Origin of the sequence: Adlercreutzia sp. ZJ176 (assembly GCF_011038975.1) — a bacterium.
GTDB lineage: Bacteria > Actinomycetota > Coriobacteriia > Coriobacteriales > Eggerthellaceae > CAAEEV01.
The window spans coordinates 1-13,134 of the sequence record NZ_JAAKEC010000031.1 but is presented as its reverse complement, the minus strand read 5'-3'; the positions used below and the strand labels follow the sequence as shown (position 1 = coordinate 13,134).

Sequence of the window (13,134 nt, the reverse complement as noted above, 5' to 3'; positions counted from 1 at the left end):
ATCCTCGAGACAGCCCTCGGGCGTCGGACACAGTGCGAGCCACCGCGCCGTCCCCGCAACGTAGGTTACCGCCCTTCCGGCTCGGTGGAAGCGGAAGGGCGAGACCCGTAACGATTATCAGTGACACGGGGAGGGCACGTGACGCTGGCGCTCTGCCTGGGATGACATAAGGGAACAACCCGCTGCCCGGAACGACATGAGACGTGAACGCAAGCGCGTGTGTCCGCGTCATGATGCGCGGGAGCGCCCAAACCTCGTGGCGTTGAAAGCAAGCGCGCCAGCGCTTCACACTTTTGCAGCGGGCGCGCGGGGCGGAATGAAAAGGGGCGGATGACCTAGGCCGGCCCTTCGGTCAGCGACACGGGAGCGCAGGCAACGGGGAGGTTTCCCTTTGGATGTTGAGGGGTTACGGGGCAGCGGGCGCGCGAGACGGGGCGGTTGCGGCTTCTTACACTGGCGAAAAGGCCGACGTGGAAGGAGCATCACATGGCGAAGGGCAGCGCGCGGCGCGACGTGCAGCACCCGCTTGCGGGATCGAGCCTCATCACCTACCCGCCGCTCAAGCGGCATGCGCGGCGCATGCGCCCCTCCGTCACCTGCCCCTCATGTGATGCACCTGTGTCGCTTTCGGCGCTGCGGCACGCGGCGCGCGAGTCGCACCCACTCGCCTCGGCCCACGAGCACCGCGGCGCCTACCTGCGCGCTGCAGGCGTGTTCGCGCTCACCGCGCTCTTGTGCGTGGCGGCCGTGCTGCTCTTCCGCGAGGCGCTCCCCCAGGCCCCGGCCGCGCCGAGCTCGCCGTACTTCGCCGCCAACGTGAAGGCCGCCGAGAGCACGCCGGCGGCCGAGTGGAAGAAGGGGACCCTCCCCCACCTGTTCCAGGGAGACGCGCAGTGGGCCGAGGTCCCCTACGGGTTCGGCACGCTCGAGACGGCCGGATCGGCACCCACGAGCCTCGCCATGGCCTACGTCCAGCAAACGGGCGACGCCTCCCTCACGCCCGCGGACTTCGCCGCCTTCGCCTCAGATGGAGAGCTCACCGCACTCGATACGAGCACGCTCACCGCGCTCGTGGTCGCCGGCGCTGCGGCGCACGGTCTCGACGCCACGCCGATAGAGGCGAGCGAGCCCGCCATACGCCAGGCGCTCGGGCACGGACGCCCCGTCGTGGTGGTGACCAAGCCCGCCACCTTCGCCGCCGCGCCTGCATGCATCGTGCTCGAGGGCGTGAACGCGCGCAGCGAGCTCGACATCGCCGACCCGTCGAACGCCGTGCGCACCCAGCAGAGCTGGACGTTCAGCGACGTCATACGCGCAAGCGCGACGCTGTTCGCCATCAGCGCGCAGGGCGCGTCCTAAGAGCTGCGAGACACGGCCGCCGCTCGCCCGTCCTGCGAGCTGCTCCCAGCGTTACCGCGCGCTGTTCAGGCCCGCCTGCGTGAGGTCGCGTCCGACCTGCACGTAGTCGCGCGCTGAGGCAGCGAGGCCCTCGACTTCCTCGGGCGTGAGCTTGCGCACGGCGCGCGCAGGCGAGCCGATCACCAGCGTCTCGTCGGGGATGTCGGCCGAGCCCGTGACGAGCGCGCCCGCGCCGACGAGGCAGCGCTCGCCGATGCGCGCGCCGTCGATGATGATCGCGCCCATACCCACCAGCGTGCCGTCGCCGATGGTGCAGCCGTGGACGATCGCGCCGTGGCCCACCGTCACGTCGGAGCCGATGAGGGTGTCGGCGCCGTGCGGCACGTGCACGCAGGCGAGCTCCTGGATGTTGGTGCGGTCGCCCACCACGACGCGCCCGCCGCAGTCTCCGCGCAACGTGGCGTTGAACAGCACCGTCGCGTCAGCGCCGACGGTCACGTCGCCGACGATGACGGCGCTTTGCGCCACGAAGGCGCTCGGGTCGATGATCGGTGCGGGGTAGAGCGAGTCGGACATGAAGCCTCCTTGCAGATTCTGGGGATCATTTTGGCAGAAATCTTCAGATGTTTGTCATTTCATGATGGCCTGGCGCGCTTTCGCGACTTTGTCGAAAAAGCTGACCTGCGGTTTTGTCCAGACGCGCTTCCGCGTCCGCCCGAAAAAGACCCATCAGGGCTCATGGGGAGACAAATATCTGAAGATTTCTGCCAATTCTAGCGTTTATTTTCGCACGGAGCCCGCATCGCCGCCGCGTTCACGAAAGGCGCACCGCGGCGCAGCCCTATCGCACGCTCACAAGCATATGCTGCGCCGCGCAGGCCACGCGCGCCGGGTGCCCGGCCTGCGCGAGCGCGCCGGCCAGCGCGCGGGCCGCCAAAGACGGCAGGTTGTTGTTCTCGGACAGGTGCATGCCCACCACCTGCTCGAGCCTCGGGGAGAGCAGGCCTGAAAGCGCGTCGGCCGCCTGCGCGTTGGAGAGGTGCCCCCGCTCGGAGGCCACGCGCTGCTTGAGGGCCCACGGGTAAGGTCCCTCGCGCAGCATGCGCTCGTCGTGGTTGCTCTCGAGCGCCAGCACGCGCACCTCGCGCAGGGCGTCGCGCGCTTCGTCAGTGAGGACGCCTGTGTCGGTCACGTACCCGAGCGCGTCGCCGCCCGCGCCCTCGAAACGAAAGCCGCACGAGGCAGCCGCGTCGTGCGAGGTGCGAAAGGGGTACACGCCGATGGAGCCGATGCCGAAGGACGCGCCGCAGCGCATGTCGCGCACGTCGCAGGCGTCCTCGACCTTGGTGATCTCGGCGCTCGCCATGCGCACGGGACCGAGCGCGTACACGGGCGGCACGGCGGCGGCGCGCGCCTTCGCCAAGCCCCGCGTCGCCACGCCGAGGCCCTTCACGTGATCGGTATGGTCGTGGGTGATGAGGATGGCGTCGAGGCGCGCAAGGTCGAACCCCGCCGCCGCGGCGCGCGCGAACAGGTCGCGCTTGCAGATGCCGCAGTCGACGAGCACGCCGCGCCCCGTGGAGGCGTCCTCCACGATGGCCGCGTTGCCCTTCGACCCGCTCGCCAGAACATGCAGCAACAGCACAAAGATCACCTTTCGAATACCATCATGCGCTGCCGCGTCAGCAACAGCGCTTTACATGCGCTCCACGATGGCGGTGACCAGGCGGCAGAAGTCTGCCTCGCGGCTCTTCGCCACCTCGAACACCTCCTGGTCGGAGGGGCTCGCGCCCTCCACGCCGCACGCCATGTTCGACACGAGCGACATGCCGAGCACGCGCATCCCCACGTGCCGCGCCGCGATGACCTCCTCGCACACGCTCATGGCCACCGTGTCGGCGCCCCAGATGCGAAACGCGCGGATCTCGGCGGGCGTCTCGAAGCTCGGGCCCAACAGCCCCAGGTAGACGCCTTCCTGCACGCGTATGCCCAGCTCGTCGGCCACCTTGTGCGCCAGCGCGCGCAAGGCAGGGTCGTAGGCGTCCTTCATGGAGAAGAAGCGGAAGGCCAGCTCGTCGGGCTCGGTCCCCACCACGGGGTTGCGCCCCGTGAAGTTGATGTGGTCGCTCATGATGCAGAAGTCGCCCACCTCATAGCGCGCGTTGATGGCGCCGGCGGCGTTCGTGGTGATGACGGCGTCCACGCCGAGCTCGTGCATGAGCCACACCGGGTAGGCCACCTCCTGCGCCGTGTTGCCCTCGTAGCCGTGCAGGCGCCCCTGCATGCAGATGACCTCGCGTCCGCTGAGCGTGCCCACCACGAAGCGGCCCACGTGGCTCGTGGCCGTCGAACGCTTCATGTGCGGCACCTCGCCGAACGGGATGAAGAGCGCGTCTTCGATCTGCTCGGCCAGAGGGCCGAGCCCCGACCCCAAGATGATGCCCACCTTCGGCGCGCGCTGGCCCATGCGCTCGCGCATCTGCTCGCTTGACTCCGCCAAACGCTCTTTCAACGTGCCCTCAGCCATGAGGCGCATCTCCTTTCCGCAAGCTCCCGCAAGTTAGCGCGGGTCGACGCAGGCCAACGCGCGCCTTCTCGCGTTCCCGCCAGCCGCGCGCCCGCGCCGCTAACCCGCGCGCCCGCGCCGTCAACCTGCGCCCGCGTCGCGCTTTCGCTCCCAGCGCGATCCCGACGCGCCCTAGCGCGCCGACTCCTTGCCCACCAGGCGCACGGCGCCGTAGCGCTCGCGCAGCAGCGGCTTCTCGATCTTGCCAGTGGGGTTGCGCGGCACGTCCTCGAAGATGATCTTGCGCGGGCGCTTGTAGCGCGGCAGGCCGAGGCAGAACTCGTTGATGTCGTCCTCGGTGGCCGCGTGGTCGGGCTTGAGCTCGATGATGGCTGTGGCGATCTCGCCGAGGCGCTCGTCGGGCAGGCCGATGACGGCCACGTCCTTGACGGCGTCATGCGCGCGCAGGAAGTCTTCGATCTGCACGGGGTAGAGGTTCTCGCCGCCCGAGATGATGACGTCCTTCTTGCGGTCGACCAGGTAGATGAAGCCGTCGGCGTCGATCTCGGCCATGTCGCCAGTGTAGAGCCATCCGTCCTTGAGCACGGCCTCGGTGGCCACCGGATCTTTGTAATAGCAGGTCATGAGGCCGCGCCCGCGCACCACGAGCTCGCCGACCTCGCCCGACCCAGGCTTCACGGGCTCATCGGCCGCGTCGCGCACCTCGGCCTCCCAGCGGTAGCCCGGCACGCCGATGGCGCCGACGTGCTCGATGTTCTCCACGCCCAAATGGACGCAACCAGGACCGGTCGACTCGGACAAGCCGTAGTTCGTGTCGTAGAGGTGGTTCGGGAAGTACGCCTTCCAGCGCTTGATGAGCGAGGGCGGCACCGGCTGGGCGCCGATGTGCATGAGGCGCCACTGCGCGAGGCGGTGCTCGTCCATGTTGATGTCGCCGCGGTCGAGCGCGTCGAGGATGTCCTGGGCCCACGGCACGAGCAGCCACACCACCGTGCAGCCCTCCTCCGACACCGTGCGCATGATCCAGTCGGGGCGCACGCCGCGCAGGAGCACCGCGCGCGAGCAGGACAGAAGGCTGCCGAACCAGTGCATCTTCGCGCCCGTGTGGTACAGAGGCGGGATGCACAGAAACACGTCGTCGCGCGTCTGGCCGTGATGATGCTGCTCAGTTTCGGCGGCGCACACGAGGCTCTCGTGGTTGTGCAAGATAGCCTTCGGGAAGCCCGTGGTCCCCGAGGAGAAGTAGATGGCGGCCTCGTCATCATCAGAAAGCTCGATGCAGGGGTCCTCGGCGGCGAAGTGCACGAGGTGGCTGCCGAGGTGGCGCGCGAAGGTGGGGCACTCCCCGACCTCGCCGAGGAAGTACCGGTCGCGCACGCGCGGGATGGCGTCGGCGATCTCGGCCATGCGGCTCGTGAACTCGGGGCCGAACACGAGCACGTCGGCGTCGGAGAGCTCGAGGCAGTACTTGATCTCGTCGGCCGTGTAGCGGTAGTTCAGCGGCACCACCACGGCGCCCGTCTTGAGCACGCCGAAGTACAGCGGCAGCCACTCGAGGCAGTTCATCAGCAGGAGCGCCACCTTGTTGCCGCGCCCGATGCCGGAGTCGAGCAGAAGGTGCGCGAAGCGGTTGGACTGCTCGTTGAACTCGCGCCACGTGATCTCGCGGCGGTAGCGCTTGGCGGGGTTGGGCTCGACGAGGTCGAACTCGCTCCACGTCACGCCATGCTCTTCGCGGATGGCCGGGTTGATCTCGGTGAGGGCGACTTCGCTTCCGTGGAGAAACGCGTTGCGGATGAGCGCTTCGGTGATGGGCATGGTGCTTCTTCCTTCGCATGACCGCACGTGGCGGCGCCCGCAGCCGCGCGACGTGAGGCGCCGCGGGCGCAGGCGCGCCGCCGAGGACGCTCCCCCGCGCGCGATCGTTTACCTGAAATAAAACCCTTTAATGATACACCAACGCCGAGCGCTTGGCCGCCACAAGGACGCGCGGGCGCTGTGCGAGGTCGGAGACGACGCGCACGTCCGCGAACCCCGCCGCGCGCGCCACCTCGGCCGCCTGGTCGAGGTGCCCCTCGTGCAGCTCGGCGGCGAACACGCCGCCCGGCTTCAGGGCCGCGTGCGCCCACGTGGCGAGCGGGCGGAAGAGGTCGAGCCCGTCGACTCCCCCGTCGAGCGCGAGCGCGGGCTCGAAGGCGGCCACCTCGCGCGGGATCTGCGCGAGCACGTCGGTGGGGACGTAAGGCGGGTTGGAGACGACCGCGTCGAAGGAGCCCCTAAGGCGCGGATCGATCGCGTCGCCGAGGTTGCCTTGGAGCACCTCCACGCGATCGGAGAGCCCGAGCGTCTCGGCGTTCTCACGCGCGAGGGCGACGGCCTCGGGCGCGATGTCGGTGGCCACCACGCGCACGCCCGCGTGCTCGTAGGCGAGCGAGCAGGCGATGCAGCCCGAGCCCGTGCAGATGTCAGCCACGAGGAGCTCGCCTGCGCCGCTGGTCTGCGGCTTCGGCGACGCAGAGGCGAAGGGGCCTGCGAGCGAGTCCGCGGCGGCCTCGGAAGCGCGTTCGGCGTCGAAGGCGTCTTCGGCGGCCGCGGCGGCCTCACGCTCCCCCGCGACGCCGAGAGCGCGGGCGGCCTGCGCGGCGGCGAGCTGGTCGCCCTCGGCGGCGGATATGGTGGAGTCGAACGCGCGCGGACGCGCGGGCGCGGGCAGTGCGGCGAGCACCTCGCTCACCAGCACCTCGGTCTCGGGGCGCGGGATGAGCACGCCGGGACGCACGCGCACCGTGATATGGCGGAACCCCACCTCGCCGGTGATGTACTGCAGCGGCTCCCCCCGCCCGCGGCGCGTCACGTAGCCGCGCAACACGGCGCGCTCGTCCAAGGAGAGCGGGCGCGCGGCGTTCACGTACAGCTCGATGCGCGACAGGCCGCACGCCTCGGACAGGAGCCACTGGGCCGAGAGGCGCGGATTCTCGTCACCCTTGCGCTCAAGGTATCCGCACGTCCAGTCCAAGGCCGCCTTGACGGTCCAGATGTCGTCGTTGTTCTCCGATTTAGTCATATTATTTGTCAAGAAGAATAATCCTTGTCACGGATCGTTCGCAGAGTCAGCGAGGGTTCTTGCGGTACCTGAGATAGCCCCGCCGCAGGGCCAAGTGGGCTTCGCCCACGCCGAGCCCCAAACAGTAAACAGTCCGGTGGACTGTTGAGGACCATCTATGCGCCCCGAGAGGGCGCGCCCTGAGCAGCTTCGCCGATCAGGGCCCAGGTGCCGCAAGAAGCCGCAGCGTCGAGCAGTTCCGCTTGCCCCGTCAGGGCAAGCGGAACCCCTTAGTCTACCGCGTTCTCCAGCTTGCGGGCGCGGTCGGCGGCCTGCAGCGCGGTGATCACGTCGCCGAGGTTGTCGCCGAGGAGCACGCCGTTGTACGTGGAGTTGAAGCCGATACGATGGTCGGTCACGCGGTCCTGCGGGCCGTTGTACGTGCGGATCTTCTCGCTCCGGTCGCCCGAGCCGATCTGCGCGAGGCGCTCGGCGCCCTCGGCGGCCTGCTGCTCGGCGAGCATCTTCTCGTACAGGCGCGCGCGCAGCACGGCCATGGCCGCGATCTTGTTCTGCAGCTGCGACTTCTGGTCCTGCGACTGCACCACCAAGCCCGTCGGCAGATGCGTGATGCGTACGGCCGAGTCGGTGGTGTTGACGCACTGGCCGCCCGGGCCGCCCGCGCGGTACACGTCGATGCGCAGGTCACCCTCGTTGATCTCCACCTCAACTTCGTCGGCCTCGGGCAGCACGGCCACGGTGGCCGTTGAGGTGTGGATGCGGCCCTGGCTCTCCGTCTTGGGAACACGCTGCACGCGGTGCACGCCGCTCTCGAACTTCATGACGGAGTAGACCTTGTCGCCCTTCACCTTGAACTGGATCTCCTTGTAGCCGCCGGCCTCGGAGGGCGACACGTCGAGCGTCTCCACCTTCCAGCGATGCGACTCGCAGAAGCGCATGTACATCTTGTGCAGGTCGCCTGCGAAGATGGCCGCCTCGTCGCCGCCCGCGGCCGCGCGGATCTCCACGATGATGTCCTTCTCGTCAGCTGGGTCGGACGGGATCAGCATGAACTTGATGTCCTCTTCGAGCGCGGGCAGCTTCGACTCGGCCTCGGCGATGGTCTCCTGCGCGAACTCCTTCATGTCGGGGTCGCCGAGCATCTCCTTCGCGTCGTCGATGTCCTCGCACGCCTGGAGGTACGCGCGCGCCTTCGCCACGAGCGGGCCCTGGTTCGCGTACTCCTTCGACAGGCGCGTGTACTCCTTCTGGTCAGCCAGGACGGCCGGGTCGCCCAGCCTTGCCTGGAGGTCCTCGTAGGCCCCGATGATCTTGGCGAGCTTCTCTCGCATGTCCGTACCTTGCATGGGCGCGTATCCTTCTTCGACTCTCGATTTCGTGACGTGGAGGGGCGCGCGTCAGCCGCGGCCCCGTTTTTTCAGCAGCTTCATAGTGTATCAGATGCGCGCGACGAGGCAAAACCAGGTGGCGGGACGGCGCGGAACACCGCACAGTCCGCTCGACCCGCACGGCCCGCACAGCCTGCTCAACCTGCGCAGCGTGCGGGCAAGCACGCCGCGGCGAGTCCCGCGACGCGAGCCGCCCGCCCGCCGCGCGCCGCCTGCCCCTACTCGCTCAGGAACTCAGCGGCCGCCTCGGCGCAGTTCGCGCCGTCGGACACGGCCGTGACCACCTGGCGCAGCGCCTTGGTGCGCACGTCGCCCGCCGCGTACACGCCCGGCGTGGCCGTCGCGCCCAGCTCGTCGGCGCGCACGTAGCCCGTCTCGTCGAGCTGCAGCGCACCGGCGAGGAACTCGGTGTTGGGACGCGTGCCCACGGCCACGAACAGAGCCGCGCACTCGATGTCGCGCACCTCCCCCGTCACCTTGTCGCGCACGCGCACACCCTCCACCTTGCCCGCGGGGGCCACGATCTCGGAAACCTCGGCGTTCCACACGAACTCGACGTTCTCCAGGTCAGCCAGGCGCTGGTGGTAGATGGCCGTGGCGCGCAGGCGGTCGCGGCGGTGCACCACGTACACCTTGCCGCAGATGCGCGAGAGGTAGATGGCGTCAGCCGCCGCGGTGTTGCCGCCGCCGACCACCACCACGTCGCGCCCGCGGAAGAAGTTGCCGTCGCAGGTGGCGCAGTACGACACGCCATGCCCCGCGAGCTCGTCCTCGCGCGCGAGCCCGAGCTTGGCCGGGCGCGCGCCCGTCGCCACGATGACCGCGCGGGCCGCGTAGGCGCCGAACGCCGTGTCGATGAGCTTGGGCGCGCCGGTGAAGTCCACCGAGACGACCTCCTCGCTGATGAAGTGCGCGCCGAACGAGGCGGCCTGCTCGTACATCTGCATGGCCAGGTCGAACCCGCTCGTCGACTGCGTGTAGCCGGGGTAGTTCTCCAAGTGCTCGGTCTGGGCGAGCTGCCCGCCCGGCGAGAGGCGCTCGAACACCGCGCAGGAAAGCCCCGCGCGGGCCGCGTAGAGCGCTGACGTCATGCCTGCCGGTCCCGCGCCGATCACGGCGAGGTCGAAGGTCTCCCGCGTGGTGCCCTTGTCTTGCATGTCAGCCATGGCGGCCTCCTCGTTCACATCGAAGGTAACAAAAGCGCCCTCGGGGCAAAACCCGAGGGCGCGCAGGCTCAGTGGGGCAAGCTGGCTTAGGCGAGCAGCGCAAGCAGGCTCTGCTTGGGCTGGGCGCCCACCGTCTGCTTCTTCACCTGGCCGTTCTCGAACACGATGAGCGTGGGCACCGAGTTCACGCCGTAGCGCGCGGCGATGTCGGGGCTCTGGTCGATGTCGACCTTGTACACGAGCGCCTTGCCCTCCATCTCAGCGGCAACCTCGTCGAGCACGGGCGCCACCATGCGGCACGGGCCGCACCACGTCGCGAAAAAGTCCACGAGCACGGGCTTGTCAGACTCGAGCACCATCGCCTGGAAGTTCTCAGAGGAAACAATTTCGCTCATAATCCAACTCCTTCTTGTCATCGGCCGCACGCTGCGGCTGCTGCGTCCTGTCCTAGTTCGGTCTCATTCTATCCTGTCGGTACCCGGCGGTGGCCCTTCGTTTTCGAAACGGCATTTTAGGCCGAAATACGGCGTAAGCGGCGCGGGAGCCAAAGGGGCCCGCGCGGCGCGGCGTGAGCACCCGCGCAGGCCCGCGCACGCCCACGCGCAGGCGCTCTTTGCGCCGCGAAAGCGCGACCGCATAGAGGGAAAACGCGTCCGGCGCGCACGTCCGCGCGGCGCGCCCCATGTCGCTTCGACTCCAAACTCGCCCTTGCGCGAAGCGATGCGCCCGCGCACCGCTATAATGGCAGAAACCGAGAAAGGAGACCCATGAGCACCGACTTCTCGCACCCCGACTACGAGCCCTCCGGTGTCACCTTCCCCGTCGCCTACGAGGGGCACGCCACGACGCGCGCCAACCTGGTGCTCGAGGGCGGCGCCATGCGGGGGCTGTTCACCACCGGCGTGCTCGACGTGTTCATGGACCGCGGGCTGTTCTGCGAGAACGTCATCGGCACGTCAGCTGGCGCGCTCATGGGCTACAACTACGTGGCCGGGCAGCGCGGGCGCGGCGCCTACGTGAATCTCAAGTACTGCACCGACTGGCGCTACCTCTCGCTCAAGAGCTACGTGCGCACGGGCAACGCCTTCGGGCGCGAGATGAGCTTCGACCTCATCCCCAACGTGTACGACCCCTTCCCCTACGAGGCGTTCGACCGCTCCCCCATGACGCTCACGGCCGTCTCGAGCGACCTCGAGCTCGGCGAGGCCGACTACCACCTCATGGCCGACGCGCGCGCCGACCTCCCCTACGTGATCGCGTCGGCTTCCATGCCGCTCGTGAGCGAGATCGTGGAGGTAGACGGCAAGAAGCTCCTCGACGGCGGCAGCTGCGACAGCGTCCCCATCGTGCGCTCGCAGATCATGGGCGCACCCAAGCACATCGTGGTGTGCACGCAGGACGCCTCCTACCGCAAGGGGCTCAACAAGCTGCTGCCGCTCATCCGCCAGCGCTACGCCGACTACCCCCTCTTCGTGGAGCGCGTGGCGCACCGCCACTTCGAGTACAACCGCACCTACCGCGCGCTCGAGCGCATGCACGCGTCAGGCGAGATCTTCCTGATACGCCCCGAGCGCCCCGTGGAGGTGTCGAGCATGGAGCAGAACCAGGCGAAGCTGCTCGACCTCTACGAGCAGGGCGTGGCCGCGGCCGCGCGCAGCTGGGACGCATTGGAGCACTACCTTGGCTGCTGAACTCGTCACGCTGGCCTACATTGCGCTCGCAGCGTTCGCCTGCCCGCTCATCGCCCAGTTCATCCCGGGAAAGTCGATCCCCGAGACCGTGCTTCTGCTGGTCGCGGGCATGCTGCTCGGCCCCCACGTGCTCGGCATCGTCGAGCTGAGCGACGCCGTGTCGCTCCTCTCCGAGCTGGGGCTGGCGTTTCTGTTCCTGCTCGCCGGCTACGAGATCAACCCCGCGAGCATCACGGGCCGCCAGGGGCAGCGCGGCGCGGCCACCTGGCTCGTCACGCTCCTCATCGCGTTCGCGGCGGTGGCGCTGTGGCCCCTGTTCAGCGCACGCGAGACCGACGGCATCGCCGTGGCCATCGCGCTCACCACCACCGCGCTCGGCACGCTGCTCCCCATCCTGCAGGATCGCGGCCTCATGAGCACGCGCGAGGGCAGCGCGGTGCTCTCCTACGGCACGTGGGGCGAGCTCGGTCCCATCATCGCCATGGCGCTTCTGCTCTCCACGCGCGCCCGCTGGGAGACCGTGCTCATCCTGGCAGTCTTCGCCGCCGTGGCCGTGGCCGTCGCCGTGGTGCCGCGCCGCGCGCGCCAAGCGGGCAGCTTCATCATGCGCTTCATCTCGCACAACGCCGAGAGCAACGCGCAGATGCTCGTGCGGTCCGTGGTCATGATCCTCGTCGCGCTGACGGCGCTCTCAGCCGTGTTCGACCTGGACATCGTGCTGGGGTCGTTCGCCGCCGGCTTCGTCATCCGCTACGTGATCCCCGAGGGAAGCGAGGCGCTCGAGGGCAAGCTCTCCGCCATCGCGTACGGGTTCTTCATCCCGCTGTTCTTCATCGTCTCGGGCGCGAAGATCGACATAACCGCCGTGTTCGCCAACCCGCTTCTGCTCGTCGAGTTCATCGTGCTCTTGCTGCTGGTCCGCACGGTGCCCGTCTTCGCGGCGATCACCACCGACCGCGAGACGCGCGACATGACGCCGCGCAGCCGCCTGTCGGTGGCGCTGTACTGCACGACGGCGCTCCCGCTCATCGTGGCGGTCACCTCGGTCGCCACGAGCGTGGGCGCCATGAGCGCCGAGACGTCTTCCGTGCTGGTGGCAGCCGGCGGCGTCACCGTGTTCATCATGCCGCTCCTCGCGCAGCTGCTCCTGCGCACCGCTGACGCCGAGCTCGGCGGGGCCCTGCGCGAGATCGCGAGCGAGCCGCGCCGCACCGCGCAGATCCTGCGCGCCCACCACGCGCTCGAGCGCGCCCGCGCCCGCGCCCAGCGCGAGGAGCTGCGCGAGCGTCGGCGCCGCGAAAGGCTGCGCGAACGTCGGCACTGAGAAGGCGGGGAGTTTGGACGGGACGCCCACCCTGTGCCACCGAACGTACGTCCGTGCCCTGTGCCACCGAGCGGGCGCTCGCGCCGCGAAAAGCTGCGCGAACGTCGGCACCGAAAAGACGGAGGGTTTGGACGGGATGCCCCACCCTGTGCCACCGAGCGGGTGTTCGCCCCCTGTGTCACCGAGCGGGCGTTCGCGCCAGGCGCCCCGTTCCTCATGTCACTGAGCGGAGCGCATACCTGCGCCATCCTCCCGCGTCATCCCGAGCGGAGCGCATGCATCAGGTGTCCACTCTGTGTCATCCTGAGCGGAGCGCCCGCAGGGCGCGGAGTCGAAGGATCTGGTTGCAAGGGGGTTGCGCATGCGGGCGTGCCGTGCTCGGGGCCAGATCCTTCGACTCGCTTCGCTCGCTCAGGATGAGACCCGTAACGATTATCAGTGAGGCTCCTATTTGCTGTCAAGGCCCGATTCCGGTGTTTTCCGCCGTTCCTCGGGGGACATCGCGCCGAGCCACTCGAGGTACCTCCGGAGCAGCGGCCCGTCGACGCGCACGCACCTCTCGAGCTCGCTTATCCTGGCGCTCGCGACGCCGAGCGCGGAGGCGGCCTGGGCCTG

Annotated in this window: 11 protein-coding genes; 3 read left to right on the top strand and 8 right to left on the bottom strand. The window is 68.8% G+C overall.

The window, feature by feature from the left end; all coding sequences use genetic code 11:
* Window positions 1–486: 486 nt before the first annotated feature.
* Window positions 487–1,359: a papain-like cysteine protease family protein gene (locus G7Y50_RS11585; protein ID WP_165056739.1), complete on the top strand. Its 873-nt coding sequence runs from the start codon at window positions 487–489 to the stop codon at window positions 1,357–1,359.
* A gap of 51 nt (window positions 1,360–1,410) precedes the next feature.
* On the opposite strand, the gene G7Y50_RS11580 is transcribed toward G7Y50_RS11585, so the two are convergent.
* The 8 genes from G7Y50_RS11580 to trxA all read right to left on the bottom strand — a co-directional run bounded on the left by G7Y50_RS11580 (window position 1,411) and on the right by trxA (window position 9,899).
* Entirely contained in the window at window positions 1,411–1,935 is a 525-nt protein-coding gene (locus tag G7Y50_RS11580) for a gamma carbonic anhydrase family protein (RefSeq protein ID WP_165056738.1), read from the bottom strand.
* Window positions 1,936–2,200: 265 nt separating this feature from the next.
* A complete protein-coding gene (locus tag G7Y50_RS11575) occupies window positions 2,201–3,004 on the bottom strand; it encodes an MBL fold metallo-hydrolase (RefSeq protein WP_241156647.1) in 804 nt (267 codons plus the stop codon).
* Window positions 3,005–3,055: 51 nt separating this feature from the next.
* On the bottom strand, window positions 3,056–3,886 hold the full coding sequence (locus G7Y50_RS11570; RefSeq protein ID WP_165056736.1) for a purine-nucleoside phosphorylase: 831 nt from the start codon (window positions 3,884–3,886) through the stop codon (window positions 3,056–3,058).
* Window positions 3,887–4,057: 171 nt separating this feature from the next.
* The gene (locus G7Y50_RS11565) at window positions 4,058–5,704 is read right to left on the bottom strand and encodes a class I adenylate-forming enzyme family protein (RefSeq protein ID WP_165056735.1); all 1,647 of its coding nucleotides are present in this window, start codon (window positions 5,702–5,704) and stop codon (window positions 4,058–4,060) included.
* A gap of 127 nt (window positions 5,705–5,831) precedes the next feature.
* A complete protein-coding gene (locus G7Y50_RS11560; RefSeq protein WP_165056734.1) occupies window positions 5,832–6,950 on the bottom strand; it encodes a HemK/PrmC family methyltransferase in 1,119 nt (372 codons plus the stop codon).
* A 269-nt stretch (window positions 6,951–7,219) separates the two neighbouring features.
* Window positions 7,220–8,296: a peptide chain release factor 1 gene (gene prfA, locus G7Y50_RS11555; RefSeq protein WP_206214856.1), complete on the bottom strand. Its 1,077-nt coding sequence runs from the start codon at window positions 8,294–8,296 to the stop codon at window positions 7,220–7,222.
* 260 nt (window positions 8,297–8,556) lie between these two features.
* A complete protein-coding gene (gene trxB, locus G7Y50_RS11550; protein ID WP_206214855.1) occupies window positions 8,557–9,504 on the bottom strand; it encodes a thioredoxin-disulfide reductase in 948 nt (315 codons plus the stop codon).
* A gap of 86 nt (window positions 9,505–9,590) precedes the next feature.
* On the bottom strand, window positions 9,591–9,899 hold the full coding sequence (trxA, locus tag G7Y50_RS11545) for a thioredoxin (protein ID WP_165056733.1): 309 nt from the start codon (window positions 9,897–9,899) through the stop codon (window positions 9,591–9,593).
* Between the two features lie 372 nt (window positions 9,900–10,271).
* On the opposite strand from trxA, the gene G7Y50_RS11540 reads away from it, so the two are divergent.
* Together G7Y50_RS11540 and G7Y50_RS11535 are read left to right on the top strand one after the other, a co-directional pair.
* Complete coding sequence (locus G7Y50_RS11540; RefSeq protein ID WP_165056732.1) at window positions 10,272–11,195, top strand: patatin family protein; 924 nt, start codon at window positions 10,272–10,274, stop codon at window positions 11,193–11,195.
* A complete protein-coding gene (locus tag G7Y50_RS11535; RefSeq protein WP_165056731.1) occupies window positions 11,185–12,519 on the top strand; it encodes a cation:proton antiporter in 1,335 nt (444 codons plus the stop codon). The genes G7Y50_RS11540 and G7Y50_RS11535 overlap by 11 nt, the downstream gene beginning before the upstream one ends.
* The last annotated feature ends 615 nt before the right edge of the window (window positions 12,520–13,134 follow it).

Excerpts from the sequence above, each read along its gene's own strand:
- trxA (WP_165056733.1), bottom strand. The coding sequence starts at position 9,899 with ATGAGCGAAATTGTTTCCTCTGAGAACTTCCAGGCGATGGTGCTCGAG.
- trxB (WP_206214855.1), bottom strand. The coding sequence starts at position 9,504 with ATGGCTGACATGCAAGACAAGGGCACCACGCGGGAGACCTTCGACCTC.
- G7Y50_RS11565 (WP_165056735.1), bottom strand. The coding sequence starts at position 5,704 with ATGCCCATCACCGAAGCGCTCATCCGCAACGCGTTTCTCCACGGAAGC.
- G7Y50_RS11560 (WP_165056734.1), bottom strand. The coding sequence starts at position 6,950 with ATGACTAAATCGGAGAACAACGACGACATCTGGACCGTCAAGGCGGCC.
- prfA (WP_206214856.1), bottom strand. The coding sequence starts at position 8,296 with ATGCAAGGTACGGACATGCGAGAGAAGCTCGCCAAGATCATCGGGGCC.
- G7Y50_RS11570 (WP_165056736.1), bottom strand. The coding sequence starts at position 3,886 with ATGGCTGAGGGCACGTTGAAAGAGCGTTTGGCGGAGTCAAGCGAGCAG.
- G7Y50_RS11585 (WP_165056739.1), top strand. The coding sequence starts at position 487 with ATGGCGAAGGGCAGCGCGCGGCGCGACGTGCAGCACCCGCTTGCGGGA.
- G7Y50_RS11540 (WP_165056732.1), top strand. The coding sequence starts at position 10,272 with ATGAGCACCGACTTCTCGCACCCCGACTACGAGCCCTCCGGTGTCACC.
- G7Y50_RS11580 (WP_165056738.1), bottom strand. The coding sequence starts at position 1,935 with ATGTCCGACTCGCTCTACCCCGCACCGATCATCGACCCGAGCGCCTTC.